Raw genomic sequence first — 21,866 nt, forward strand, 5'->3', positions numbered from 1 at the left:
GATATTTATTTAAACCAATGAACCGCTTCTGGTTTTGTATTTCGATATAAATGTTTTAGTTCCGTATATTCTTCAAGGCCCGTACGTCCTAATTCACGCCCAAGACCTGATTGTTTATACCCACCCCACGGTGCTTGGGCAAAATAAGGGTGGAAGTCGTTGATCCATACCGTGCCTAATCTTAATTGACGAGCCACTCGTTCGGCTTTGCCAATATCAGAAGACCACACCGCTCCTGCTAAACCATAAATCGTGTCATTTGCCAGCTCGATGACTTCTTCCTCTGATCGGAAGGATTCGACAGTGAGGACTGGTCCAAACACTTCTTCCTGAACAATTCGCATGTCTGATGTACAGCCTGAGAAAATCGTCGGCAAGTAGAAGAATCCTTTTTGAAGCTCCTCTGCATCAGGTCGTTTCCCACCTGTTTCTAATGTTGCGCCTTCGTCTAAACCGATGCTGACGTATTTTTCTACTTTTTCTCGATGCTCAGCTGAGATGAGCGGTCCGCTCTGGGTTCCTTCATCAAAGCCGTTGCCTAGCTTGATTTTTTTCGTACGCTTCACCAGTTCTTCTAAAAATTCATCGTGAATAGATTCTTCCACTAACAAGCGTGAACCTGCTGAACACACTTGCCCTGCATGGAAAAACACAGCATTCATTGCCTGGTCAACCGCTACGTCTAAATCAGCATCTTGAAAGACGATATTCGGGTTTTTCCCGCCGAGCTCAAGGGCGATTTTCTTCACATTCCCGCTGGCTCCCTGCATGATTTTCTTACCTGTTTCAATACCGCCTGTGAATGAAATTAAATCGACTTGGTCATTGACAGCCAGCTCATCTCCAACAGTTGCTCCAGGTCCAAGCACTAAGTTGGCAACGCCTGCTGGAACACCCGCTTCTTCCATAAGTTTGAAAACTTTGATCGTGGTTAATGGTGTAATTTCACTTGGCTTTAGTACGATTGTATTTCCAGCTGCAAGGGCAGGAGCGATTTTCCAGCTCGCTTGAAGCAATGGATAGTTCCAAGGAGTGATTTGACCGCATACACCGACAGGTTCTCGGACTAATTCGCTTTTTGAGTTTGGAATAGGCGATGCAATGATTTCCCCGCCATCCTTATCAGCAAGACCGGCATAATATTGAAATACATTCGCAATATCGTCCATATCTGCTTTGCTTTCCTCTAATGTTTTACCCGTATCAAGTGATTCTAATTTGGCTAATTCATCAAGGTCTCGTCTAATCAATTCCGCAATTTTAAACACAATATTTCCTCTTTCAAGTCCAGGCATGTTTGCCCAATCACCTTGATCGAAGGTTTTTCTTGCTGCCTTAATGGCTAACTGCGCGTCATTTCTTGATCCTTCACTGACTGTCGCGATCACTTCTTGATTAAATGGATTGATAATATCTCTTGTGTCGCCACTCTTAGCGCCAACCCATTGTCCATCGATAAATAGTGTTTGACTCATAGAAGGAACCTCCTCTGATTCTCTTTGGTAAGTTTGTTAAATAAAAATTTAACGTTTTGAACATAATTAACTTAACATGTTCAAATTTTTCTGTCAAAGGGTGGATATGCTTCTTTTATTTTGACATTTTGCATTCTTTCGTTAACATATAGTCCATAAAGATTTTTTTGAACGTATTGAATCCACTTAATAGAAAGCAGGGACAAGATGAAAAAGCAGGAACAGCCACAAGCAGAAGAACGCATTTTAGCTGCTAAAGATCTCGTCATTGATTCCATCGCTGAAACAATGGATCTCTATGGCATTACTAGAAGTGCGGGTATTTTATATGGGACGATGTATTTAAATGAGGAAATGACGCTGGATGAAATGCGTGAAGAGCTGCAAATGAGTAAGCCTAGTATGAGTACCGGTGTGAAAAAACTGCAAGACATGAATATTGTCAAAAAGACCTTTCACCGTGGCCGAAGAAAACACAGCTTTGTTGCTGAGAAAGACTTTTTTAAGTTTTTCATGAACTTCTTCCCGCAAAAATGGGAACGAGAGGTCGAGGTTAATCTAGCAGCGATTGAAGAAGCGCAAGAACGCCTTCAAGATGTAACTCGTGATGATCAGGCGGAGGAACATGAAAGAGAGGAAGCGAAACAGCTCATTGAACAGCTTGAAAGCTCAAAAGCCTATTATGACTGGCTTAGACGATTAGCCCACTCGGTTCATTCGGGAGACATCTTTGACTATATTCCGATTGATCAGAAAGAAAAATAGCCGGGGTGTTTGTGTTTTACAGCTTGAATTTTACAGGAGGATTGATTATAATAAGTTATGTCGTAACACATCGGGGCATTAGCTCAGCTGGGAGAGCGCTACGCTGGCAGCGTAGAGGTCAGCGGTTCGATCCCGCTATGCTCCATTATCAAAAGCCTATCCAATGATGGATAGGCTTTTTCATTTGATTTTACTCATAAAAGATTATTTGTCTGGTTCTTGAATTTGATAACCAAAGACTCCTTTTATCTCAATATCCCCGCAGCCTTCTTTTTTGGTCAGTTTAATACCGTGGGGTCTATAAATGTAGCGCCCACTTGATAAAATTCGGTCTGTTGCACTTAGATCATATTGGTTACCTGTATACTCTTTGACTGATGACGGAAAATCCGTTCCTGATAAGGATGTTCTGTAGAGTGTCACCTCTAAAGTACACCCCTCTGCATTTAGTATAGAAAATTGGTAGCCGTGAGTAGATGGATATTGTTCAGGATTATTTTGGCCTCCTGGTACCCACAGATCTTTTTCCTGTTCCGTCATGATGAAATCAACTTCTACTTCTCGATAAATGGTCTTAGCTGCAACCTTTTCCATATTAAAATGGAACATGACAATGAAACAAAGAGACATCATTACACTTATCCGCTTCATACAACCCCTCCATTCATTTTCACCATTATACAACAAATAACACCAAAAATGTCTTTATTTTACTTTTTATAACAAATAAGGGTTGATCCATTCCATATGTGTTAACTTTCTATGACCTTTCTTAATGTTTCTTTGGTCTTTGGACCATAAATGCCATCTGGGGTTAACCCATGCATCATTTGAAATCGAGACACTGCATTTGCAGTCTTGGGCCCGTAATACCCATCTATTCCATTGTTGATCGCTCCCTTATCAGGATAAAAATAAATCGATGCTAGGGCTTGTTGTACGGCTTTTACAGCTGGCCCTTTCGTAAGAGGCTTCGTCACTTTTAAAATACCTGCGGGCAAACTGTATGTTTTTTTGACCTTGTTGATTTTAGATGTTGATCTCGTTGATATGGTTTTGATAGATGTTTCTTTCACCGGTTTAGCTGTTGTCATTTGACTTGATGCTGATGCAATACCAGCCTTGAAGCCATCCCAACGATTTAACAGCTTACGCGGACACTCTTTCCCGCTCCAATGCTTATGCGGCACCACGTTTGATAAAGGAATTCCTAAATCCCCCATCAGTTTTCGAATGAGCCATTGGGCATTTTTAACGGCTTGTTCAAAGTCACCGCCTGCATTTTCACAAATTTCAATTCCAATTGATTTCATATTGCCGGTTCCCCTGCCATCTCCTGCGTGCCAGCCATTTTCGTTTAAAGGTAAATGCTGATAAATGACCTGATCATCGACCGTGTAGTGCCAGCTAACCCCGGTACTTGCCCGAGCAACAAATGCTGCATGATTTGCCGCATCAGCCCCCCGTCCAGTGTTCGATGTATTATGCACCGTAATATAGAGCGGCTTCATCCTGTTTCCTGGTCTGTTGCGATTCTGTTTTGGGATGAGTGCTTGAATGATCTTCACCATATTGTTTCTCCTTTAAGAATTATTTTGTTAACCCTCTTTGTTTCAGGGCATCTTTTTGCAATTGACCTTTATAGGTCACATAATTATTTTTAAACCAAGCGATCATGGCAGTGACCATAGTGAAAATTGTGGAACCTGCCACATATAGTGCCTCTCCTACGGTTTGCACTTGCTCCTCGCTAATCGGCAGCACTGTTTGTCCAAACATGACAAGCGTTTGGTTGATAAGCGCAATAAAAAGAAGCACTGTGCGAATCACAGTGCCTTTGTCGAATGTTTTCATGATGTTTTCCTCCTATTTTAAATTCCGTTCAATTTTATCGAGCTTGTCGATCACGACGTCATACTTCTCACTAAACTTTGCTAACACATCATTTTGCGCCTCGATTTGCTCATTGAGTTTGTTTTCTCGTTCTTTTGTTGTGTTGAGAACATAAAACAGAATCCAGCAAAAAAGAACGGCGAATGGGCCTTGTGTCATTAAGTTTTGAACGACATCTACTTCCATTTGAATCACCTTCTTTCCGGCAAAAAAATAAAGCCATTAGGCTTTGTATATTTCTCCAGTTATATTTTGATAGTCTTCTGCCGAGATCCAGCCAATGCTTACATAAAATGCAATGTCCTCTGGGCCGTAACACTGCCAGTCCCAGAATTGTTTGATATCCGCTACAGTTGGAAACATCAATCTGAAGCACCTACTTTTTGCATAGCTAATAGCTGCGTTAATTGTTTTGATAACAAAGCATTTTGTTTCTTTAAAAGTTCTATATCACTTGGCGGGAGAGGGGCCGGTTTTAAGCTGTCTTTATACTCTTGGGTCGCTGATTCATACCATTGTTGTTTTTTCACATCAAATGCAGCCTTATAAAAAGAAGGATTATTGGGTGGTGCAATTGTTGTGCATTGCTCTGGAATAATATAATTTCCATCATCATCCCTTTCGAACACTTCGATAGGTCTGATCAATTCATTTTGCTGATTGTATTCATAGGCTTCTATCATTTGTATCACTTCCTTAATTTAATGGAACAACCATGTCTAAATAGTAGCCAGTTACTGCACTGTTATTCACTGCATGTAAACCAGTTAGTTTTAGCTCTCCTGTATTATAGATATATAATTTACTATGACCCGTTGTACCTGATACGGGAACTGATACTACTATGCCTTTATCGGGTAATCCTGTATTTGGAATACTTCCACAGATCACTTCTCTATTTGCTATTAGGTGACCCCTCAACAATAATAAGTTCCCCCATTTAACATATTGGACCGCTCTGTCTCCAATAGAGGAACCATTGACTAGTGTGACATCTAGCCACTTGACACTTTCAAAATCAGCATCAGTCACTAATTTTTTCCAACCTTTAAAGACACCATCTGTATGAACAGTACCAAACCAATGAGTGTTGTCATAACTTCTAATGACATGAATAGTCTTTCTACCATTTACCGTTTCTAAGATATCAATATTAAACCAAGAAGAATCATTATCGACAGGCATATTTACAACATTAGATCCTACTGCAAAGTAAAAGCCGGATGGCAGCGTTAAAATATCAGTTCCTATTGACATGGAAAGTCTTAATCCCTTTGAATTTAATAGGTTATGGTCATTAAGACGTTTCCAACCGCTCCACTCTTGTTGTGTACCCGTTACATCAGTTGTTGAACGGTTAATATAGACATCTCCTGTATTGTTTGCACCGATGACCCATCCATAGGTATTTTCACTAAAAACAGACAACGCCCTCATTGAACTTCTTGTCGGAAGATCTGGATGTGCTTCATGAATGTACCATGAATGAACTCCCGGCAATTTTATCAGCTTATCTAAAATACTAGGATCATCTGCATTAATTCTTTCAAAAGCTTTTCCATCGTCAGCAGTAATTTTAGACAATTGTCCTGCATTCCATTTGTTTTTTTCATTTTGAGTCGGCATTTGCATCCAGTTGATTCCGATGTCATTCACATGATAGGAAAAACAAAATGAGTTGCCTGATGTATCAATTGCAATTCCTACGCCAATATTATTTTGACCTACAAACTGAAAGCCTCTTAGTGCAGCATTGCCTATAGCTGGGGAATCGACTACTCCAGAACCACCTGGCGCATAAAATGAGCAAGCCCCTAGCGCTTTAATTCCCTCATAGATACTGCCACCAGCAGGAATATTGATCAATTGGGACCCGTTATCATTTGTCAGTTTATATAGCTGAGATTCGTTCCATTTTTTCTTTTCTGAACCAGATACGTGACGAATTGGATCTCTCGTATGAAGGTTGAATTGTTCTAGTAGTTCCTGATCATTTTCAATTAAAATTTTCACTAAATCGTTAAAGAGATCTGCATGAGCTTTATCGCTCGTCTTAAAAGGTTGAGGTGTTTTTATGATCTTATTCTCCTTCCAAAAAACATTACGAATTAGGTGATGTTATGATAAAAATCAGTTATTTCACTTCGTTCTTAGATTTGGAACCAAACGTGATGAATTCATTAGGATTCAAGTCATTAGAACAATATTAAGTACATATTTTTTAAATATCCTGATTTTTATAATATTAATTTGTCACGTCTGCCCTTACCTATGATTGACGCCACTCCAATAAAGTGGATCGATTGCATGGGTCTATTCCCTTCCTTTATTGTAAAAACAACAGAGTCAAACTCATTCTTTCTTCCTGCAATTTGACCCAATAATTTTAACAACATGTATTGTGCATTGCGTTTCTGTTCTCGTTCCTTTGTTGTATTGAACACATAAAATAGAATCTAGTAAAAGTGAACGTCATTAAGTTTTGAACGACAGCTTCCACCGATTTGCACACACACTTTATTTTTCAAATAATCCTATCTTAGCTGTGACAAAGTAACATAAGCCCTATTTACTGTAATAGTTCTTCCAGTGTTTTTGGGTGTAATATAAAATGTTAACTTATCCCCCGCTTTAAACTTTTGTTGAAGGTACAATACACATATACTTGATGAGATAACAGGATTCCAATTACCTAATCGTTGAAATTCTGTACCATTCACATAACATGACAAAATGCTATCTGATCCAACAGGAATGTTATTGCTATTAAGATAAAGCCTAATTAAATACAGACCATTATTTTTCAGTGTAATTTCAGCTCGCGAACGATTATACTCTCCTAAATCGTCTGATCTTGTATCACCAAAATTAAGTTTTGTTGGAACATTTTCAACGGCTGATACAGAAGAATTATCGAGATCATACGTATCAACAAAAGAAGTATTATCCATATCCTCCTTTGTTAAAACACGTTTCCAGCCTTGCCACCCCAAATTTAAATCAAGATAATTTGTATACATGTAATTGTTATAATCTATTGCTATGACCCATCCAAATGTACCTTTTCCATTACTATCTTGAGAAGTAAAATGATACATACCACGACATGATCTTGTAGTTGGGCTGTTTAATGCTTTACCTGTGGCATAAAATGTACCATGCTTCGGGCCTAAAGAAACAACCTTTTCAAGTAAATCTTCACCATCTGAAACAGATAGAATCACCCCTCCATTATCTGAAGTAATCTTAGACAATTGCCCATCATTCCATTTATTTCTTTCAGCATTTGACGGGAGCTTTGTCCAGTTAATAGTAGTATCTGCAGCATTATAGTAAAAACTATAAGCATTACCAGTAATATCTACAGCAAAGCCAGTACCAATGTTATCTTGGCCTACTGTCTGTAATCCTCTCAATGAAAGATTTGATGGGGAATCTTCGACTCCAGAAGCTGCATAAAAAGTACACGTTCCTTTTCCTTTTATCATATCAAAAATCCTAGTATCAGCTCGCACATTAATTAAATGACTTCCATTATCCGCTGTAATTTTATAGCCCTGAGAATCGTTCCATTTTTTCTTTTCTGCTTCAGATGCATGTGGATTTATATCTTTCATATGTTGATTGATTGACTCTAATAGACCCACATCATTGTCAAGAAAAGCCTCAACCATGTCATTAAATAGATCAGCATGGGCTTTATCAGTTGTTTTAAAAGTACGTGGTGTCTTAATCTCCATGATCATTCTCCTTTCAAATCTATTATCACTATACGCTTCCTTCCACTATATAATGTTATCTAATCACTCTGTGAATCATCACATTTCTGCTTTTTTGTATTAGCTGCTGTATTCTCGCATCATTTGTATGTTTTAAGAACTGCTCTAATATCGTTCTCAAGTAGTGCTTTGAACATGTCATTGAAAAATCAGGTATGGTCCTTTTATTTCTATTCAGTTTTCACTCTTGATGCTTGTTTTATTTCTTGCAACTGCTCTAAAGTGAGCATCCTTTGCTCGTATCCTGCATTTAGATCTTCCATCGAACAATCACCTAATTCAACTGCTTCTTTAACTAATTCAGGTGTCACCCATTGGAAATATAATGCCATAACCCAATAATTCATGTTTCACTCCCTCCTTTAATGAAGAGGATCTCATTTTTCAGCGCCTTTAGTTCATTTGTTAAAAGATCACATTGGTGTTCAAGCTGTTTTCTCACTAGCTTTTCTTTGGCTACTTCTTGTGCTAGATAATCTAGTGGAAGAGGTGGTTCATACCTCGGGTTGGCTTGGGATTCCTCCCACCATTTTTTCAACTCTTCTACCGTTGGCTTTGGCACATCTAGATGCCACTCGTTTAAATACGAACCATCGCCATCATTTCTTAGTTCAAAATCTTTTTGCGGGTCCGCATCGGGGTATTTATACTTAATGGCTTCATATAAAATCATCTGAATCCTCCTACACTCTTGGGAAATTTCGTCCACCTATTTCCGAAATATCGAAATAGTTGTACCAGCCTGAATTATCAGATACATAACGATTGGAATTTCCCGCATATCCTATATACATGTAAATTTCAATGTAATCTCCTTTATTCGCTGGCACATTCGCAGCCCCATATAAACCTATATCAAGTTTTGCCGTTTCAGAGGGTGTGGCAGGGAGATGTCTATAATGAGATATATTTTTATAATTTTTACCATTTAAAAAAATAGACAGCTCAAAATTTGCATACATTTGAACCGTCTCAATATAGACTCCAGCGTTTACTAGATACATACCGTTTTCCGGACAAATAAAACGACTATTTTTTATATCAAAATGATTGTGACTATCTTTTATTTTTCGATTAAAAAGGATTTTTTGTCGCTCTGCATTATTAAGCAGCTGCTTACCAGTTGTGCCAATATTCGTATGAAGAAAACCAGAGAGTTTATGCCAGTCGGTCCACCCCGATCCCGTCCACCAATGCCTGCACCAAATTCCAGTACTATCAAAATAATTACCAGCTTCGTTTCCAGTGCCATAATAGTATTGTACAAATCGAAAATTACTGATCTTCTCATTCTTCACAAAGCCATATCTCGTAGGATATCCCGTATCATTGGCTTGGCCAATATCCATAAACGTAATGCCAATTGGATATTCCTCACCACTGACTGATGCATCTTGAATGGCTTGGTCGCCTGTTAAAATAAACAAGCTTTCATTCGTGATCCCTGCTATTTGTTGACTGAGCGCATTGTCATTCTCCACAAGTGTGTTGACCATCCTGTTAAATAAGTTGGCATGGGCTTTGTCAGAGGTTTCAAACGGTAAAGGTGATTTTATGTCCACTTCTTTTCCCCTCCATTAATAAATATCATCAATCTCAAAAACAAATTCGATGTCGCCGTCTTTTTGTTTATCTGTCATGGTGCGGATGGCAGTGAATTTGCCGGCTTCGTCGACAAGGGCTAGTTCATTGATGACTTCGCCTGCGAGTTCTCCTTCAGCGATGGTGCAGGTGTAGCGGATTTTTGCCGGTTCCATGAAGGTAAATGAATCAATATTTTTTTGAACCAGTTCTTTTTTGAGTGCTTGTTCGGTTCCGTCAAGAGAGATCGGTTTTCCATCCTTTGTTCCTCCATTGCCGAACGCCATTTTGACGACTTTTGTGAGTTTTGTTCCTTCTGCTCGTGCCTTTGCCATTTGTTGACGTGCATATAGTGTGGTTACGGTTAATTGATCAGCCATTGTGATCCTCCTTATAAGTCTATTTTTTTAGAAGTTGCTGCCAGCATTTTTGATCCATCAAGCGGAACGGATCCATCGAGAATCCAGTAATGCTCCTTGATCAGTAAACTGCCGCCTTGTTCATTTTGAACATGTACTGGTAAGCGGAACGTCATCCTCTTTTTCGCGTGATGTGAAAGCTGGTTCTTTGCACGCAAAGTCAGCGTAGCTGCTTGCTTCGTTTCATACGATGCTCCAGTCATGACATAATTCAGACGATATGCTGTTTCTTTCTCTTGTTGAAGCGGCATTCTCATCTTTAATGAATGCCGAAAACGAGCTGGGACCTCCGTAGTACCTCGTATCCCGCTAAGATAGAACGTTCCATTTAATACGAATTCACCATTGAGTAAAATTGGAATATGATCGAAAAAGCCCACTCTGCTTCGCAGTGTGAGCCGCTGGTGATGATCATTTGTTTCATGAACATCGGTATGATGACTGGCGGTGAACGTATACGCCAAATGTGCTGGCTTTAACGTTTCGAGTATTTCGACGATATATCTTGTGTTTTGCAGGTCATCCAGGTTGACACGCAATGCAAAATGATAACGGTTGACTGTAAGACGGATGATCGCACTTGGATTTTTAAGAAATCGATTCACTGATTTCTCTAATGAAAGATACGTAATTGGTGGAATGTTCGACATCATATTGAGTAATCGTGCCCTGCGCAGCTCAATTGAATCATCTGACTCTCGCTGCACCTTGAGCATTCTTTCCCACCGATTCAATCCCCACGTCGCTGTTAAGGGGAAGAACTGATCCGTTACATCAAAAATGGATTCGTCCAATTGTTCAAACTCTGGCGCCTCCGTTTTTAGTAAATGATCCACATCATAAATCTCTGTGAAATAAGGCGGCAAGTAGTTTTTCATTTCATCAAGTTTGCTCAATAACCTTCACCTGCCTCAGACGTGGTATCTCAATGTCCTGTAATACTAAGTTTTTTGACTCCCCATTCAATAAGACATTTGCATAATCGGACACGCTCTCTGAATGGTACAAGATATCATTTAAGGCGGACATTCGAATCGTACTTTTTTCAAATGCGATTGATTTTAACAGTGCTTTGACCTTTTCTTCTATTTCTTTTTGCGCACCTTCAAGTGTCCAGTCCATCTGAAGTTCGACGGACACTTCTATGTCAATATCTAGCCACTTGGCACTTTCCACGGTTGCTTTTGAACCAATAGGAGCTTGCCCTTCTCCTTCTCCCGGTACAGGGTCAATATACTCCTGGACCCTTTTGACAAGAAGCTCAGAGGCTACATCTAGATTGCCATCTGTGATGACAATTTTGACCGTTCCCTCTCCATTCCATAGCGGGAACACTTTCGCTCTGCCGACACCAACCACTTCCTCGGCCCACTTTTTGTAATGTGCTCTGTTGGCACTGACAGCCTCTCGCCTTGCGCGTATTAAATACCGATCGTATAATGACGCATCATCTTCTTCCTCTTGCCCTGGTATCACCAATTCCTTCATGATCATCGACTCTAGACCCGGAATGGTATCAAGCGATAGCAGCGGCTGACCTGTTAATTGCCCATTGCCGGCTGTACCTGTTGTCTCGCATTCTAGTGTACCGTCCTTTGAAAATTGAAAATAAACGTCTTCAATGAAGAATCTTGATCCTGCTGGAATGTTTACGTTCTCTGGTTGAATGGTTACGGACCACACCGCTGCGGTGGCTGGCTTTCGCTCAATCCCCACTTCTGCTGCTCGTCTATCTAAAAATTCCCCCTGTGCTGTATCAGCAAAGACAAGCTCAAACACTTGATCAAGCCAAATATACGACTGAGCCAGTTCAGCAGCAGCAGGTGCCAAGGCATTCCAAATAACGCTGTTTTCTCTTTTATCTATGTCATCTGGCAGCCTGTCCAGCATTCTTTCCATCAACGCCTCATACGTTTGCTCCTCAAACATCTCCCTCCATCACCTCCTCTATTTCTAATGTGCCTTCATCTGTGACAATGGCTAGTTTGACTTGAAAGGCATCATTTTGCTTCGTGACCTCTATCTCTTCAATATGATCAATCCGCTCATCAACGACCAATGCTTCTTCTAGCAATCTTGGAATCTCCATTTCTTTGTATTCATCTGTTGCTTCTGTATCGGTCAATAGCTCCTGAATTTCAGTGCCAATGTCGTGACTATAAATGGGATGTGCATAGCGCTCTGTTCGCAATGTCATATAAATAAATTGACGGATCGCTTCAATGCCTGTAATGGCTTCATTTGTCAGCCTACCATTTTCAAAATCTATGCGATACGTCGTCGAGGTTTCTACCTCTTCGTCTTCTTCTGTTTCCTCGATTTCTTCCTCTGGTGAAAGTGCCACATTCATCACCTCCCTTACAATTTGTCGATGATGTAAAAGGACTGCCCTCCTGCCATTGCGAGTACCATAATGCTGTCTCCCCTTTTCAACTCATCATCCTCACCCTTATTTAAGCGTTTAGGCCAAATAAGCAGTTCTTCTGGAATGATCAGCTTACTGTTTTCATTTAATCGGATGTGAAGAGGCGAAGCCATTGTGACCTCTCCAATCACCAGATCAATTGGAGAAGCTGCATCTACTGCATTGACAGCGAGGCGTTTAATTGCTTCACTTAATCTCATGCTTGATCACCCTTTGGCATGGAATTTTTCTCAACGACGTCAATTGTCATGGTGTGCTTCACTCCATTGAATTCATGCTTGTCTTGATCGATCCAGTAAGTTTTTTTGATGTTGATTTCAGGGATTTTCAAATAGATTGGCAAACCGCTTTGCAGTTCAGGGATTCCGAGTGCTTGTATGCTTTTCACTTCTTGTTTGACGCCTTTTTTTTCAACTAGGCGTACTTTCGCTCTTTTTTGAAGCTGCGGCTGGTTGATTTGACCCGTGACCGTCTCCACATGCTGTAAAATGCCGTACTGACTCTGACCCGCTTTGTCCTGTTCGATCACCACAATATCTGATTTGCTACCTTTTTTCTTATTCTTCCCCTGTTCGTCTACAGACGTGCGCATCTTCACACGTGTTGCTGTCTCTTCAATGGAGGTGCTGTACTGATAACCGATGAGGTTGACGCCTGATTCAATGACCCACACGTCCTCTGGGTCGGGCCAAGCTCTCAGCCCCATCTTGCCTTTAGCAGAATAAATTTGATAATTTCTACCGGTTTGCCGCTTCGTTTCTTTCAATGCTTTTAAAATGATGTCATATAAACTCGTGTCATTTTTAAAAACGAGAGACTTCATGACATGTCCTGTATTTACGATGGATGTCATAGGGATTTGAAAGTCTGCCCCGATCCGCCTCAAAATTTGATCTGCCCGTTGATTTGAAAAAACATATACATCTTGGTTTTTCACTAAATATTGGAGCATATCGTATGCGGTAAAGGTCAGCTTTCCTTCAACAGGCGTCCTAGAAAACACGATGCCTCTGAACAGCTCTTTTCCTTTCCATTTAAAAAGAACCGTGTCTCCTTCTGAGACACGGTAATATGTTTGACTGCCTTGCTTTGTGATAATGTTCGCCTGAATAGAGCGAGGGGCCTGATACCTTTGCCCCTGAAGTGTCACACTCTCTGTGACAAGCTCATACATCGTACCGCTTCTGATGGCAAAAAGCTCAATCAATGTCAGCCCCCCTATTGTGGTATTTTCAATTTTTGCCCTGGAAAAATCCAATATCCCGGCTGTTTAATATTGAGTTTACTTCGTTTGATCATCGCTGCTTTATTGGCATTCCAAATACGCCGCCATTTTGTACTATCGCCATAAAAACGGCCTGAAATGGCCCAAAGAGTATCTCCTTTTTTAACAGTGTACAATTTTGGTGGTGTTTTTGAGGGTCTTTTCTTTTTGGTTTGTTTCGCTTTTTTCTTTCGTTTGATTTTCCTAGGCGATGCGGTTTTATATTCCTTTAACTCGATCGTAAATTCACGATCACCTATGTCATAAGACCCTTCCTTGTGAGTGAAGCTCTCAATGCTGCACGTCATATTGATTTTAGTCCCTGTCACAATCAGTCGCACAGACTTCTTTGAACGCATCATTCGTTCAATTTTCGCTATTGCATTCTCTGGTGATGGAATGCTTTTATATTCAGCAATTGGCGAATATTTCTTAGGAAATAATGAGGTGAATGATACTTGTTTAGCCGATGGTACATCAATAAAAGTGAGTTCTCCAAAGGAGGAGACCTTCACTGTTTCATTTTGTACATTATTTGTGATCTCAAGTTCGGATGGAAGCACAGGGAATCGCAACTTCTCCTTGCCTTGGGAAATCCACAATTGATACACTGATTTACCCATCGATCACGACCCCTTTCGTTCCTGTCTGAAGCTCTACTTCCAGTTCGTCTACAAGCATTTGTCTAATTTTTTCGACAAGCGATTGCTGATCCTGTCCATTATGGAAATGCTGATCACCATTGAACTGGATGGTGATTTGTTTATTACCAGACGTTGTTGCAGTCCCAGCTGACTGTGCTGAGGTGACTTGCTGCATCTGTGATTCTGGTAAAGGAGCAGATGCATTTGATGGATCATAGACTTGCATCCCAAGTGCCTTTGCTGCCTGCGTCAATAAATATCTCCCGCGAATGCCTCTTTCTTCTGGAATAATCCATTCGCGTTTGTTTCCTTCACCGACTCTAGCTACCTGCTCCTGAGTAATCAGACCGCCATTGGCGTAGCCTTTATAAGGACCGCCTCTTCTCATACTCCGTAATCCCGGTGTATTGAAGACTGTTCCATATCTGCCCTTAATGTAGTTAATGGCTGCTACGGCATTATGAATTGGGTTCCAAATATCATTCATGCCCTTTCCTTTATTGGAATGGAAGGTCGGTCCAATGGTTTGCATTAACCCTTTAGAAGGCGTTCCCTTCTTGGCGTTGGAATCCCACAAGTTGATGGCTTTCGGGTTACCATTTGATTCGTGCTGAGCGATTGTCATAAGACCTGGAAGCCAGCTCATCGATGTACCAGTGGCCATCAGAGCTGCCATGAGCCATTGCTGAACACTAAGACCTGAAGCACCCATACCGCTGAACGCTCCGATTAATGAACCCGCTTGATTTTCAGCAAACTTTTTCACATCAACTGAATCGAGCCCTTTGACGACACCAATCGATGCGAATTTCCCTAGACTCATCATGACACGTGAAGGAGAATGAATGTCTAGTTCTTCTCTAAACGCCTGTTCCACTTTCTTCGCCATTTCTTTGGCAGCTTGTGTGACTTCACTTGCTTTTGAACGCATGCCGCTATTGAAGGCGTCGATCATTCCTGAACCCCATCCTGGTGATTCTTGTTTGGCTTGCAGGAATGGTTGTTTGACGTGTTGGTCTACGTATTGGCTTGTGCCAATTGATGTGGCATTTTGACCTGTTGCAAAGCCACTAACAGTTCCAGAACCCCAAGTTGGTGATGCTGTCATCACTTGTTGGTATGGTGCTTTTACACGACTTTGCAAAAAGCTGTCAGTTCCTGTTGGTGTCATTTGCTGGCTAGTAGCAAATGCCGATACCGTTTGTTGTCCGTACTTTCCTGAATCTGATGTCATTTGATTAAATGGCTGCTGAATGTTTTTTTGCTTCCATTGATCAAGTGAAACCACCTTTTGATTCAGCCCTTGTTCAAAATCATGATTAAATTGCTCACCTATGCTGGCAGATTGGATGTTTCCATTCATTGAAACCGTTCCACCAATTGAACCGGCAGAAGCAGTTGGAGCTGCTGGAGCATTTGGCGTTATTGGAGCTGGAGAGCTAGAAACTGGACTTGCTGCTCCGCTGCTGCTTGGCACAACAGACATTCCAAGATGAGAAGCAGCTTGTGCAAGCAACATCTTCCCACGGCCCCGGTTATTTTGAGTTGGAATGACAAATTCGTTACCTGCTTCACCAATCCATGATAAGGTCGGCTGGGTGATATAGCCGCCTGTGGCTTTTTTATCAGGATCTCCAAATAAATGTTTTACTACAAAATTAATGCCATCGCCCGCTTTGTCAAAAATCTTTTTAACCCAGTTAAATGCTTTAGAAAAACCATCACTTATGGCACCTGCCACTTTTACGATCGGTGTCTGAATATTATCTTTAAACCATTTGGATAATCCATCCCATATATCTGTCACCACTTTATACGCTTCTTCAAACTTCTTCCCAATGCTATCTTTGATGGTTCCAACCGTTTCTACAAGCGGATTCCATACATTGTTCATAAACCAAGAGGATACTGCTCCAAAAATTGATTGAATGGTTTTCCACGCATTTGATAATGCTGTCCAAATCCCCGTAGCGACTGTGACAACTGTGCTGCTTAGCGGTGTCCACACATTCTCAATAAACCAGCCTGCTACTGCACTGAATGTTTCTTGTATCCACGTCCATGCATTGACTAGACTTGACCAGATCGTGGTTGCTACCGTAACGACTGTGTCGCTTAGCGGTGTCCAAACGTTTTCAATAAACCAGCCCGCAACTGCACTGAATGTTTCTTGTATCCATGTCCATGCATTGACTAGATTTGACCAGATCGTGGTTGCTACCGTAATAACTGTATCGCTTAACGGTGTCCACACATTTTCGATAAACCAGCCCGCAACTGCACTGAATGTTTCTTGTATCCATGTCCATGCATTGACTAGACTTGACCAGATTGTGGTTGCTACTGTGCCAACCGTGCTGCTTAATGGTGTCCACACATTTTGTATAAACCAGTCCGCAACTGTAGACCACACTTCAACAATTTGATCTTTGATTTCAATGGCCTTTTGGCCAATCTTCTCAAATCCACCGCCATCAAACCATTTTCCAATTGTTTCACCGATAGATTCTCCACCCATACTTCCAGCGATGCCGCCTACTAAGCCGCCTATGGCTGTACCTACCCCTGGAACTACACTGCCAATAGCAGCACCTGCTGCAGCACCTGCCATTCCACCGGCGATTCCTCCTCCAGTCGCACCGATTTTTTCACCAGCATTCTCTTTTTTCATACCAATTAGATTTGTTGCACTAAGTACACTGCCTAGAATAGGTACTTTCTTTAATAATTTACCGCTCCCTTTACCGATATTTTTCAACGCATCCCCTAATTTACTTGGAGGTCTTCTATTCATTTCGGTTCTTGTTGTGGCATTTGGATTTCTAGGTTGTCTTGGTGATTGACCATTTCTATTTTTGGTTTTAGTAGATCCTCCCCTGCTTAAACCTCTTGCACAACAGGAACAACAACTATTGCGAAACAAACCTTTACCACCTCGCGGCTTAGATTTCTTATTGGGAGCTGAATTTGATGGTGTGGATGTTGGTGCTGTTGTTGGTGCCGTTGTTGGCGCTGTTGTCGGCGCTGTTGTTGGCGCTGTTGTTGGCGCTGTTGTTGGCGCTGTTGTCGGCGCTGTTGTTGGTGTTGGAGTGCTACTTCCATTCGATTGATCACCTGCACCAAAGAGACGATCTAATACATTGGTCACCAATTCATCTAGTTTTTTTTCAGGATTAAATTTAATCTTCTCTTTTATTCTTCCAATTACATCTTGCTTGTACTCTTCCATTTTATTTTCAACCCAAGGAAGTGCCTTTTCGTCCCAAAACTTTCTAGGACTTAATTTTTCTTTCACCTTGTCTGCAACATCACCTGCATATTTTTCAATTTCACTTAATCCTTTATTAGCAAGACTCTGGAGCCAACCCTGCTTAGGTTCATCCGTTTTAACCGACGGACTAACAGCCTCAGGTTCTTTTTTTATGTTTTGTTCTTTCACAACTGACTCTGCCTGATCTCGTTTTTTCAACTTACTCTTTGCATTGTCTTGAACAGATACTCTGATTTCGTGTTTAGCCATTGTCAAGCTTTTGAGTGTCTTTTTGATTCGTTGAATGGCAGCGGTGGCTTGGTCAACCATGTTTAATCTCATATAGTACGTTCTGTTCATGAGCTGAAGGATTGATTTTTTGATTGATGACATTTTTCCTGACAACTGATCATTCAGTTTGAACGTCAGCAGGATTGGACTTGATTGTGATTGTTTCAGCCGATCTATACTTGATTTAATGACATCTAGTCCTTTTGCTTGAATTGATATGATCATCTGTTTCGGTATCATGTTCAGCTGGTTTGTTAATGATTTGAGATCACGATAGATTCCTTGATCTAGCTTCATGGATAATACAGAAAACCTTCTCATCGATAAATTGAGGTTCCTTAGCTTCTTTTCATCCATTTCCAGGCTTATTTTCACCGGTTTTCTAAATGGTTTGAGCTGCTTCTCAAACGTTTGAAAACGTTTTTGAATGCGCAACAGCTTCTTTGATACTTTGTCTTCTAATTCAAATCGTGCAGTGAGCTTCGCCAGTTTATTTCCCTCCTTTCTTTGCTTCTTTTTCTAGCATGTCGAGTTTGTAACTGATGAGTCCGAATAAGAATGCCTTAAATTGTCTTGGTGCATCGTATAAATCGAGAAGTTCTGATGGGGAATAGTGAAGCTCATGCATGGCGTAATATAAAAACACCGCTTCCTTATCCCCATCTTTTATTAGTTTTTTGCTGCGTCTTCTAAATCTTCAATTTCGTCTTCAAATCCGTTGATTTCAATGGCTTTGTTTAACCAGTTTGCGTATTCACCGCCGACAGATAAAACACGTTTTGCAACTTCAACTGGATCTTGTGTGCTGTAGGCTTCTCTTAATTCCTTTGAGCGGAAATCTGGATAAATCGTCGATTCAATGGCAATTCGTGCGTAGAAGCGCTGGCTGTCTAAGTCTTTCACACGGCCTCTGCCTTTGACATTTTTGAACGTGGTGTTTTCTTTTTCCAGTTCATCAATACGTTCCGTAGTAATCGCTTTGAAGACAAAAGGAATGACATTCCCTTTTTTATCAACAAAACGCTTAGAAATTGGTACTTTGACCTCTTCTGCTTCTACTGTTTGTCCTGGCATAAAAAATGAAAGATCAAATGTTTGTTTTTCGCTCATGTTTAAAAACTCCCTTTTGTTTGTTTTTTGAATGCAAAAAAGCACATCCATTTTTTGAATGTGCTTTCCAATCTTTTCATGTATAATATAACTCGTACAATTGAACGGCTTGCTCAAGGGTGTCTGGCTCATCCCCGATAGGAAGGGGGTGATGCTCATGTCAACGTTCCAAGCGATTTCCCTAATGCTTTTATTCGGGATGTTTATCCTTGCTTTGTTGACGTATATAAACAAAAAATAGACTCCCCCTTGAGCTTTGGTAGGTGAAAGGGAAAGTCTATCCTTAAAACTATCTAATTGATAAGCCAGCCCCTTGAAGGGCCTCATTGTACATTGCCGGGATGTTAGCGCATCCTGGCTTCTTTTTATTGTATGCAAATCGCTTTGCATGTAAACATCATTTTGTGTGTCATTGAATGCAATGTGCATTACAAATGCATTCATTTTTCATTACATTTGCATTATAGCATATTTGGTTTTTATTTAGCTAATTAATTAGCTAATTTCCTCCACATTTCTTAGAAAGAATTCTTCAGCTTTTCAGGCAGATCAAAGTCTTCAAATGTAAATGGAACTTCTTCTTCAAGTGCCTCTGAATCGACATCTAGTCCAGCAATTTTAGCTGAATCAAAGTTGACATCGAATAATGTCACACGCTCTGTGCCTCGGCCTGATGATTTATCATCAATTACCGCTTGAAGAGTGAAATAAGGATCTTCCCCTTTTTTCACATAGTTGAGCATGAGTTGAACGAAACGTGACGTAACTTTATAGAATGTTGCCGTTCCTGTTCCGTTTGCCCCAGTTGTTTTATGGCCAGTCATTCGGCGGCCCATTACGTTCACTTCTGATTTATTTTTCTCCACGTTTGCTTCAAACGTTTTGATAAAGGCAAGTTCCTCACCTTCTAAGAAAAGACGACCTTCTTTACCTGAGATTGTATTTTGTGCTTTAAAAGCCATCTTACTTCACCTCCACATTGAAATAGAATTTTTCTGCTGCGTCTACTGGCTGTACTGCTAAATCGATGATAAATCCATCACGATCTTCATTGAGGCCAATGACGATGTCTGTTTCTGAGTTAAAGCCTGTAATGCCGCTTCCATCTTGAAGTTGTGTGAGATACTGTGTAATCAGTGTTTTCACAAGCTGCACACCATCGTCTGATGCTGGAATGTCATTGCCATTGGCTTTGCGTAATTTAATCAAATTTTTCAGTTCAAATGTTAAATCATTGTTGATTGCATCTAGCACACGGATGATTTTGTTTTTCGCCATTTGCTGGTTCTTTTCAACCGTGAAGCTTGTCAAAGAGTTAATATCTTTTTCAACGCTCACCGTGCGGTCTCTTGCATCGAAAGTGAAAAGAAACTCTCCTTGTGATAAACGGTATTCTACTTGATCATTATCAAGACGCTCTAATGTATCGACTGCGCCTTCGTATTCAACAAAGGTCAGTGACTGATTAAAAGTCGCTCCTGCACTTGCTCCTGCGACCCAAGCTGTTGTTTGAGCAGGCGTCAGTTCTGTTCCGTCTTCTAAAACAACACCGCTTGTGACATTGATGATTCCTTCTTGATCAGCTGCATAGTTAGCCACAACGCCTTGCACCTTACGTCCTTGCTTATCACGTAAACGCTCAATAAATGACGCGAATGTTGCTTTTAATTGCTCACTATTATCGACTGGGAGTGCAATGACATCAAAGTATTCCGTTTCAGCTGCTTCTAGGAAAGCTGTATAATCTGCGACACTTGCCACACCGTTTTTCCCGCCGCTTAAAGCCGCGCCAGCAGTAATGACCGCTTCACCTTCTCCAGAAAATTGAACGTATTTGTTTTTCACAAGATCTTTGACATCTTTGACCACCTGTTTATCGACAATATCTGTTCCAAGATAGGTGATGACGTCACGTTTTGTGCTGTCGAGTACATTTTCTGCTACTTGAATGGTGATCTCATTTCCTTTTTGACCACCATAATTGGCTGTGACCACAAAGTTTTCTGCGATTTCCGCTTTGGCTGGCTCTCCTTCGTTTAGACGGTAAAGCAAGACCGTTTGCGCTTTTTTCTTCGCTTCACGGAAAAGAAGAAGTGACTTATCATCAATGTTGAGCCCGACCTTTTTATTTAAGTCTTCCATATCGGAAACGGAAATAAAAGTTTTTGGTTCTCCCCAGCTCATGACAAGAGGAAGTGCAACTGTTCCTCGCTCGCCTAAAGTAATTCGCTGCTCTGCTGTTGTTTTAAAATTAAAGTAAATGCCAGGACGCTTTTTCTCTGTACCTGGTGTAAAAGTGCCTCCGTTCATCCTTTAAACCTCCTTGGACAAAAAAGCATCAATGTGCTTCTTTGCTTCTGTTTTTGTAATTGGTTGATGTTTGATATAAAAAAGAGCACCTTCAAGGATTTCTGGTTTTACCCCAAAAAGATCCTTGCTGTGCTCTTTTAAGGCTTCAAATGAAAAGCCAAATTCTTTTTCTTCGCCCGCTGTTTGATCGAGCTGTGTTTTTTTAGTCTTGCTCACGTTTGATCACCCCATCTGAAAAATTGATATCTTCTAGGCTTGGCTGTTTATCTCGGTTGTACCAATAGCTGCTATCCCACGTCAGGACAATCGCTGCTACACCTTGATCTATGATTCTTGTTTCCACTCTTTTTATGCGGACATAATCATCAAGCACCTCTCCATCTTCACTGATCATTTGAATGATTTGACGATCAGCAAGCAATGCATCGACGACTGTTTCCGCCGCATCATGCGCTTTTTCTGTATCCATATGAAACACTTTCACTTGTAGCGAATAAGATTTCATAAAAGTAGACACTGTATCTGGACCACTAATGACAGTCACTGGCGGCACATAAACAGATGGCACTTGGAAACGCTCTGGCAGAAGACGATCATACATTTTCACAGGAAAGTGTGTGTATATATAATGCATGATTGCCCCGACTTCTTGATTCATTC

At 40.7% G+C, this 21,866-nt stretch carries 28 protein-coding genes and 1 tRNA gene; 3 read left to right on the forward strand and 26 right to left on the reverse strand.

Annotated elements, in window-relative coordinates:
* Positions 1 to 5: 5 nt before the first annotated feature.
* Positions 6 to 1,475, reverse strand: a complete 1,470-nt coding sequence (gene betB, locus NST09_RS14355) for a betaine-aldehyde dehydrogenase (RefSeq protein ID WP_041507663.1) — start codon at positions 1,473 to 1,475, stop codon at positions 6 to 8.
* Positions 1,476 to 1,682: 207 nt separating this feature from the next.
* On the opposite strand from betB, the gene NST09_RS14360 reads away from it, so the two are divergent.
* Both NST09_RS14360 and NST09_RS14365 read left to right on the forward strand, forming a co-directional pair.
* Complete coding sequence (locus NST09_RS14360; RefSeq protein ID WP_008344054.1) at positions 1,683 to 2,240, forward strand: GbsR/MarR family transcriptional regulator; 558 nt, start codon at positions 1,683 to 1,685, stop codon at positions 2,238 to 2,240.
* 72 nt (positions 2,241 to 2,312) lie between these two features.
* Positions 2,313 to 2,385: transfer RNA gene (locus NST09_RS14365), tRNA-Ala, on the forward strand.
* A 59-nt stretch (positions 2,386 to 2,444) separates the two neighbouring features.
* Here the strand turns inward: NST09_RS14365 and NST09_RS14370 are convergent.
* From NST09_RS14370 to NST09_RS14470, 21 genes are all read right to left on the reverse strand, one after another.
* Positions 2,445 to 2,891: a biofilm-forming protein gene (locus tag NST09_RS14370; protein ID WP_116306101.1), complete on the reverse strand. Its 447-nt coding sequence runs from the start codon at positions 2,889 to 2,891 to the stop codon at positions 2,445 to 2,447.
* Between the two features lie 101 nt (positions 2,892 to 2,992).
* The gene (locus tag NST09_RS14375) at positions 2,993 to 3,811 is read right to left on the reverse strand and encodes an N-acetylmuramoyl-L-alanine amidase (RefSeq protein ID WP_116306103.1); all 819 of its coding nucleotides are present in this window, start codon (positions 3,809 to 3,811) and stop codon (positions 2,993 to 2,995) included.
* A gap of 19 nt (positions 3,812 to 3,830) precedes the next feature.
* A complete protein-coding gene (locus NST09_RS14380; RefSeq protein ID WP_116306105.1) occupies positions 3,831 to 4,094 on the reverse strand; it encodes a phage holin in 264 nt (87 codons plus the stop codon).
* A 12-nt stretch (positions 4,095 to 4,106) separates the two neighbouring features.
* The gene (locus NST09_RS14385) at positions 4,107 to 4,319 is read right to left on the reverse strand and encodes a BhlA/UviB family holin-like peptide (RefSeq protein ID WP_017367922.1); all 213 of its coding nucleotides are present in this window, start codon (positions 4,317 to 4,319) and stop codon (positions 4,107 to 4,109) included.
* A gap of 36 nt (positions 4,320 to 4,355) precedes the next feature.
* Positions 4,356 to 4,496, reverse strand: a complete 141-nt coding sequence (locus NST09_RS14390) for an XkdX family protein (RefSeq protein ID WP_039170001.1) — start codon at positions 4,494 to 4,496, stop codon at positions 4,356 to 4,358.
* On the reverse strand, positions 4,496 to 4,816 hold the full coding sequence (locus NST09_RS14395) for a hypothetical protein (protein ID WP_136944509.1): 321 nt from the start codon (positions 4,814 to 4,816) through the stop codon (positions 4,496 to 4,498). Before NST09_RS14395 ends, NST09_RS14390 begins: the two co-directional genes overlap by 1 nt.
* Positions 4,817 to 4,829: 13 nt before the next feature.
* Positions 4,830 to 6,146, reverse strand: coding sequence for a hypothetical protein (locus tag NST09_RS14400; RefSeq protein WP_223255587.1), 1,317 nt, complete (start codon positions 6,144 to 6,146; stop codon positions 4,830 to 4,832).
* Between the two features lie 521 nt (positions 6,147 to 6,667).
* A complete protein-coding gene (locus tag NST09_RS14405; protein WP_342493070.1) occupies positions 6,668 to 7,873 on the reverse strand; it encodes a hypothetical protein in 1,206 nt (401 codons plus the stop codon).
* A 209-nt stretch (positions 7,874 to 8,082) separates the two neighbouring features.
* Positions 8,083 to 8,259 (reverse strand): phage portal protein, encoded by a 177-nt coding sequence (locus NST09_RS14410; protein WP_017367927.1) that lies wholly within the window; start codon positions 8,257 to 8,259, stop codon positions 8,083 to 8,085.
* Positions 8,256 to 8,585 carry an XkdW family protein gene (locus tag NST09_RS14415; RefSeq protein ID WP_017367928.1) on the reverse strand — a complete coding sequence of 110 codons (330 nt, stop codon included), beginning with the start codon at positions 8,583 to 8,585 and terminating at the stop codon, positions 8,256 to 8,258. The genes NST09_RS14410 and NST09_RS14415 overlap by 4 nt, the downstream gene beginning before the upstream one ends.
* 10 nt (positions 8,586 to 8,595) lie before the next feature.
* A complete protein-coding gene (locus tag NST09_RS14420; RefSeq protein WP_342493071.1) occupies positions 8,596 to 9,474 on the reverse strand; it encodes a hypothetical protein in 879 nt (292 codons plus the stop codon).
* A 15-nt stretch (positions 9,475 to 9,489) separates the two neighbouring features.
* Positions 9,490 to 9,873: a phage tail protein gene (locus tag NST09_RS14425; protein WP_116306108.1), complete on the reverse strand. Its 384-nt coding sequence runs from the start codon at positions 9,871 to 9,873 to the stop codon at positions 9,490 to 9,492.
* An 11-nt stretch (positions 9,874 to 9,884) separates the two neighbouring features.
* Positions 9,885 to 10,808, reverse strand: coding sequence for a YmfQ family protein (locus NST09_RS14430; protein ID WP_116306111.1), 924 nt, complete (start codon positions 10,806 to 10,808; stop codon positions 9,885 to 9,887).
* The gene (locus NST09_RS14435) at positions 10,795 to 11,841 is read right to left on the reverse strand and encodes a baseplate J/gp47 family protein (protein WP_060781338.1); all 1,047 of its coding nucleotides are present in this window, start codon (positions 11,839 to 11,841) and stop codon (positions 10,795 to 10,797) included. Before NST09_RS14435 ends, NST09_RS14430 begins: the two co-directional genes overlap by 14 nt.
* Positions 11,834 to 12,256: a DUF2634 domain-containing protein gene (locus NST09_RS14440; RefSeq protein WP_024719684.1), complete on the reverse strand. Its 423-nt coding sequence runs from the start codon at positions 12,254 to 12,256 to the stop codon at positions 11,834 to 11,836. The genes NST09_RS14435 and NST09_RS14440 overlap by 8 nt, the downstream gene beginning before the upstream one ends.
* 14 nt (positions 12,257 to 12,270) lie before the next feature.
* Complete coding sequence (locus NST09_RS14445) at positions 12,271 to 12,537, reverse strand: DUF2577 family protein (protein ID WP_017358996.1); 267 nt, start codon at positions 12,535 to 12,537, stop codon at positions 12,271 to 12,273.
* Positions 12,534 to 13,544, reverse strand: a complete 1,011-nt coding sequence (locus NST09_RS14450) for a hypothetical protein (RefSeq protein ID WP_060781339.1) — start codon at positions 13,542 to 13,544, stop codon at positions 12,534 to 12,536. Before NST09_RS14450 ends, NST09_RS14445 begins: the two co-directional genes overlap by 4 nt.
* An 11-nt stretch (positions 13,545 to 13,555) precedes the next feature.
* Complete coding sequence (locus tag NST09_RS14455; protein WP_008344093.1) at positions 13,556 to 14,224, reverse strand: LysM peptidoglycan-binding domain-containing protein; 669 nt, start codon at positions 14,222 to 14,224, stop codon at positions 13,556 to 13,558.
* Positions 14,217 to 18,221: a transglycosylase SLT domain-containing protein gene (locus tag NST09_RS14460; RefSeq protein ID WP_342493072.1), complete on the reverse strand. Its 4,005-nt coding sequence runs from the start codon at positions 18,219 to 18,221 to the stop codon at positions 14,217 to 14,219. Before NST09_RS14460 ends, NST09_RS14455 begins: the two co-directional genes overlap by 8 nt.
* A 55-nt stretch (positions 18,222 to 18,276) precedes the next feature.
* Positions 18,277 to 18,414, reverse strand: a complete 138-nt coding sequence (locus tag NST09_RS14465; protein ID WP_138826864.1) for a hypothetical protein — start codon at positions 18,412 to 18,414, stop codon at positions 18,277 to 18,279.
* A 41-nt stretch (positions 18,415 to 18,455) separates the two neighbouring features.
* Complete coding sequence (locus NST09_RS14470; protein WP_008344099.1) at positions 18,456 to 18,896, reverse strand: phage portal protein; 441 nt, start codon at positions 18,894 to 18,896, stop codon at positions 18,456 to 18,458.
* Between the two features lie 184 nt (positions 18,897 to 19,080).
* Here NST09_RS14470 and NST09_RS14475 point away from each other — a divergent pair, with 184 nt between their 5' ends.
* Entirely contained in the window at positions 19,081 to 19,137 is a 57-nt protein-coding gene (locus tag NST09_RS14475) for a putative holin-like toxin (protein WP_229200408.1), read from the forward strand.
* 277 nt (positions 19,138 to 19,414) lie between these two features.
* Here NST09_RS14475 and NST09_RS14480 read toward each other — a convergent pair whose 3' ends face one another.
* The 4 genes from NST09_RS14480 to NST09_RS14495 are packed head-to-tail and all read right to left on the reverse strand — an operon-like array spanning position 19,415 to position 21,864.
* Entirely contained in the window at positions 19,415 to 19,858 is a 444-nt protein-coding gene (locus tag NST09_RS14480) for a phage tail tube protein (protein ID WP_003213309.1), read from the reverse strand.
* A gap of 1 nt (position 19,859) precedes the next feature.
* Positions 19,860 to 21,206 (reverse strand): phage tail sheath family protein, encoded by a 1,347-nt coding sequence (locus NST09_RS14485; RefSeq protein ID WP_041091932.1) that lies wholly within the window; start codon positions 21,204 to 21,206, stop codon positions 19,860 to 19,862.
* A 3-nt stretch (positions 21,207 to 21,209) separates the two neighbouring features.
* Positions 21,210 to 21,422 (reverse strand): hypothetical protein, encoded by a 213-nt coding sequence (locus NST09_RS14490; protein ID WP_008344108.1) that lies wholly within the window; start codon positions 21,420 to 21,422, stop codon positions 21,210 to 21,212.
* On the reverse strand, positions 21,409 to 21,864 hold the full coding sequence (locus NST09_RS14495) for a DUF6838 family protein (protein ID WP_041091933.1): 456 nt from the start codon (positions 21,862 to 21,864) through the stop codon (positions 21,409 to 21,411). The genes NST09_RS14490 and NST09_RS14495 overlap by 14 nt, the downstream gene beginning before the upstream one ends.
* Positions 21,865 to 21,866: the final 2 nt, after the last annotated feature.

The sequence above is a fragment of the Bacillus sp. FSL W7-1346 genome, from assembly GCF_038593335.1.
Taxonomy (GTDB): Bacteria; Bacillota; Bacilli; order Bacillales; family Bacillaceae; genus Bacillus; species Bacillus altitudinis.

What these genes read in the sequence shown, in the direction of transcription:
- betB (WP_041507663.1), bottom strand. Translation starts at nt 1,475, where the DNA reads ATGAGTCAAACACTATTTATCGATGGACAATGGGTTGGCGCTAAGAGT.
- NST09_RS14360 (WP_008344054.1), top strand. Translation starts at nt 1,683, where the DNA reads ATGAAAAAGCAGGAACAGCCACAAGCAGAAGAACGCATTTTAGCTGCT.
- NST09_RS14370 (WP_116306101.1), bottom strand. Translation starts at nt 2,891, where the DNA reads ATGAAGCGGATAAGTGTAATGATGTCTCTTTGTTTCATTGTCATGTTC.
- NST09_RS14375 (WP_116306103.1), bottom strand. Translation starts at nt 3,811, where the DNA reads ATGGTGAAGATCATTCAAGCACTCATCCCAAAACAGAATCGCAACAGA.
- NST09_RS14380 (WP_116306105.1), bottom strand. Translation starts at nt 4,094, where the DNA reads ATGAAAACATTCGACAAAGGCACTGTGATTCGCACAGTGCTTCTTTTT.
- NST09_RS14385 (WP_017367922.1), bottom strand. Translation starts at nt 4,319, where the DNA reads ATGGAAGTAGATGTCGTTCAAAACTTAATGACACAAGGCCCATTCGCC.
- NST09_RS14390 (WP_039170001.1), bottom strand. Translation starts at nt 4,496, where the DNA reads ATGTTTCCAACTGTAGCGGATATCAAACAATTCTGGGACTGGCAGTGT.
- NST09_RS14395 (WP_136944509.1), bottom strand. Translation starts at nt 4,816, where the DNA reads ATGATAGAAGCCTATGAATACAATCAGCAAAATGAATTGATCAGACCT.
- NST09_RS14405 (WP_342493070.1), bottom strand. Translation starts at nt 7,873, where the DNA reads ATGGAGATTAAGACACCACGTACTTTTAAAACAACTGATAAAGCCCAT.
- NST09_RS14410 (WP_017367927.1), bottom strand. Translation starts at nt 8,259, where the DNA reads ATGAATTATTGGGTTATGGCATTATATTTCCAATGGGTGACACCTGAA.
- NST09_RS14415 (WP_017367928.1), bottom strand. Translation starts at nt 8,585, where the DNA reads ATGATTTTATATGAAGCCATTAAGTATAAATACCCCGATGCGGACCCG.
- NST09_RS14425 (WP_116306108.1), bottom strand. Translation starts at nt 9,873, where the DNA reads ATGGCTGATCAATTAACCGTAACCACACTATATGCACGTCAACAAATG.
- NST09_RS14435 (WP_060781338.1), bottom strand. Translation starts at nt 11,841, where the DNA reads ATGTTTGAGGAGCAAACGTATGAGGCGTTGATGGAAAGAATGCTGGAC.
- NST09_RS14445 (WP_017358996.1), bottom strand. Translation starts at nt 12,537, where the DNA reads ATGAGATTAAGTGAAGCAATTAAACGCCTCGCTGTCAATGCAGTAGAT.
- NST09_RS14455 (WP_008344093.1), bottom strand. Translation starts at nt 14,224, where the DNA reads ATGGGTAAATCAGTGTATCAATTGTGGATTTCCCAAGGCAAGGAGAAG.
- NST09_RS14465 (WP_138826864.1), bottom strand. Translation starts at nt 18,414, where the DNA reads ATGCATGAGCTTCACTATTCCCCATCAGAACTTCTCGATTTATACGAT.
- NST09_RS14470 (WP_008344099.1), bottom strand. Translation starts at nt 18,896, where the DNA reads ATGAGCGAAAAACAAACATTTGATCTTTCATTTTTTATGCCAGGACAA.
- NST09_RS14480 (WP_003213309.1), bottom strand. Translation starts at nt 19,858, where the DNA reads ATGGCTTTTAAAGCACAAAATACAATCTCAGGTAAAGAAGGTCGTCTT.
- NST09_RS14485 (WP_041091932.1), bottom strand. Translation starts at nt 21,206, where the DNA reads ATGAACGGAGGCACTTTTACACCAGGTACAGAGAAAAAGCGTCCTGGC.
- NST09_RS14495 (WP_041091933.1), bottom strand. Translation starts at nt 21,864, where the DNA reads ATGAATCAAGAAGTCGGGGCAATCATGCATTATATATACACACACTTT.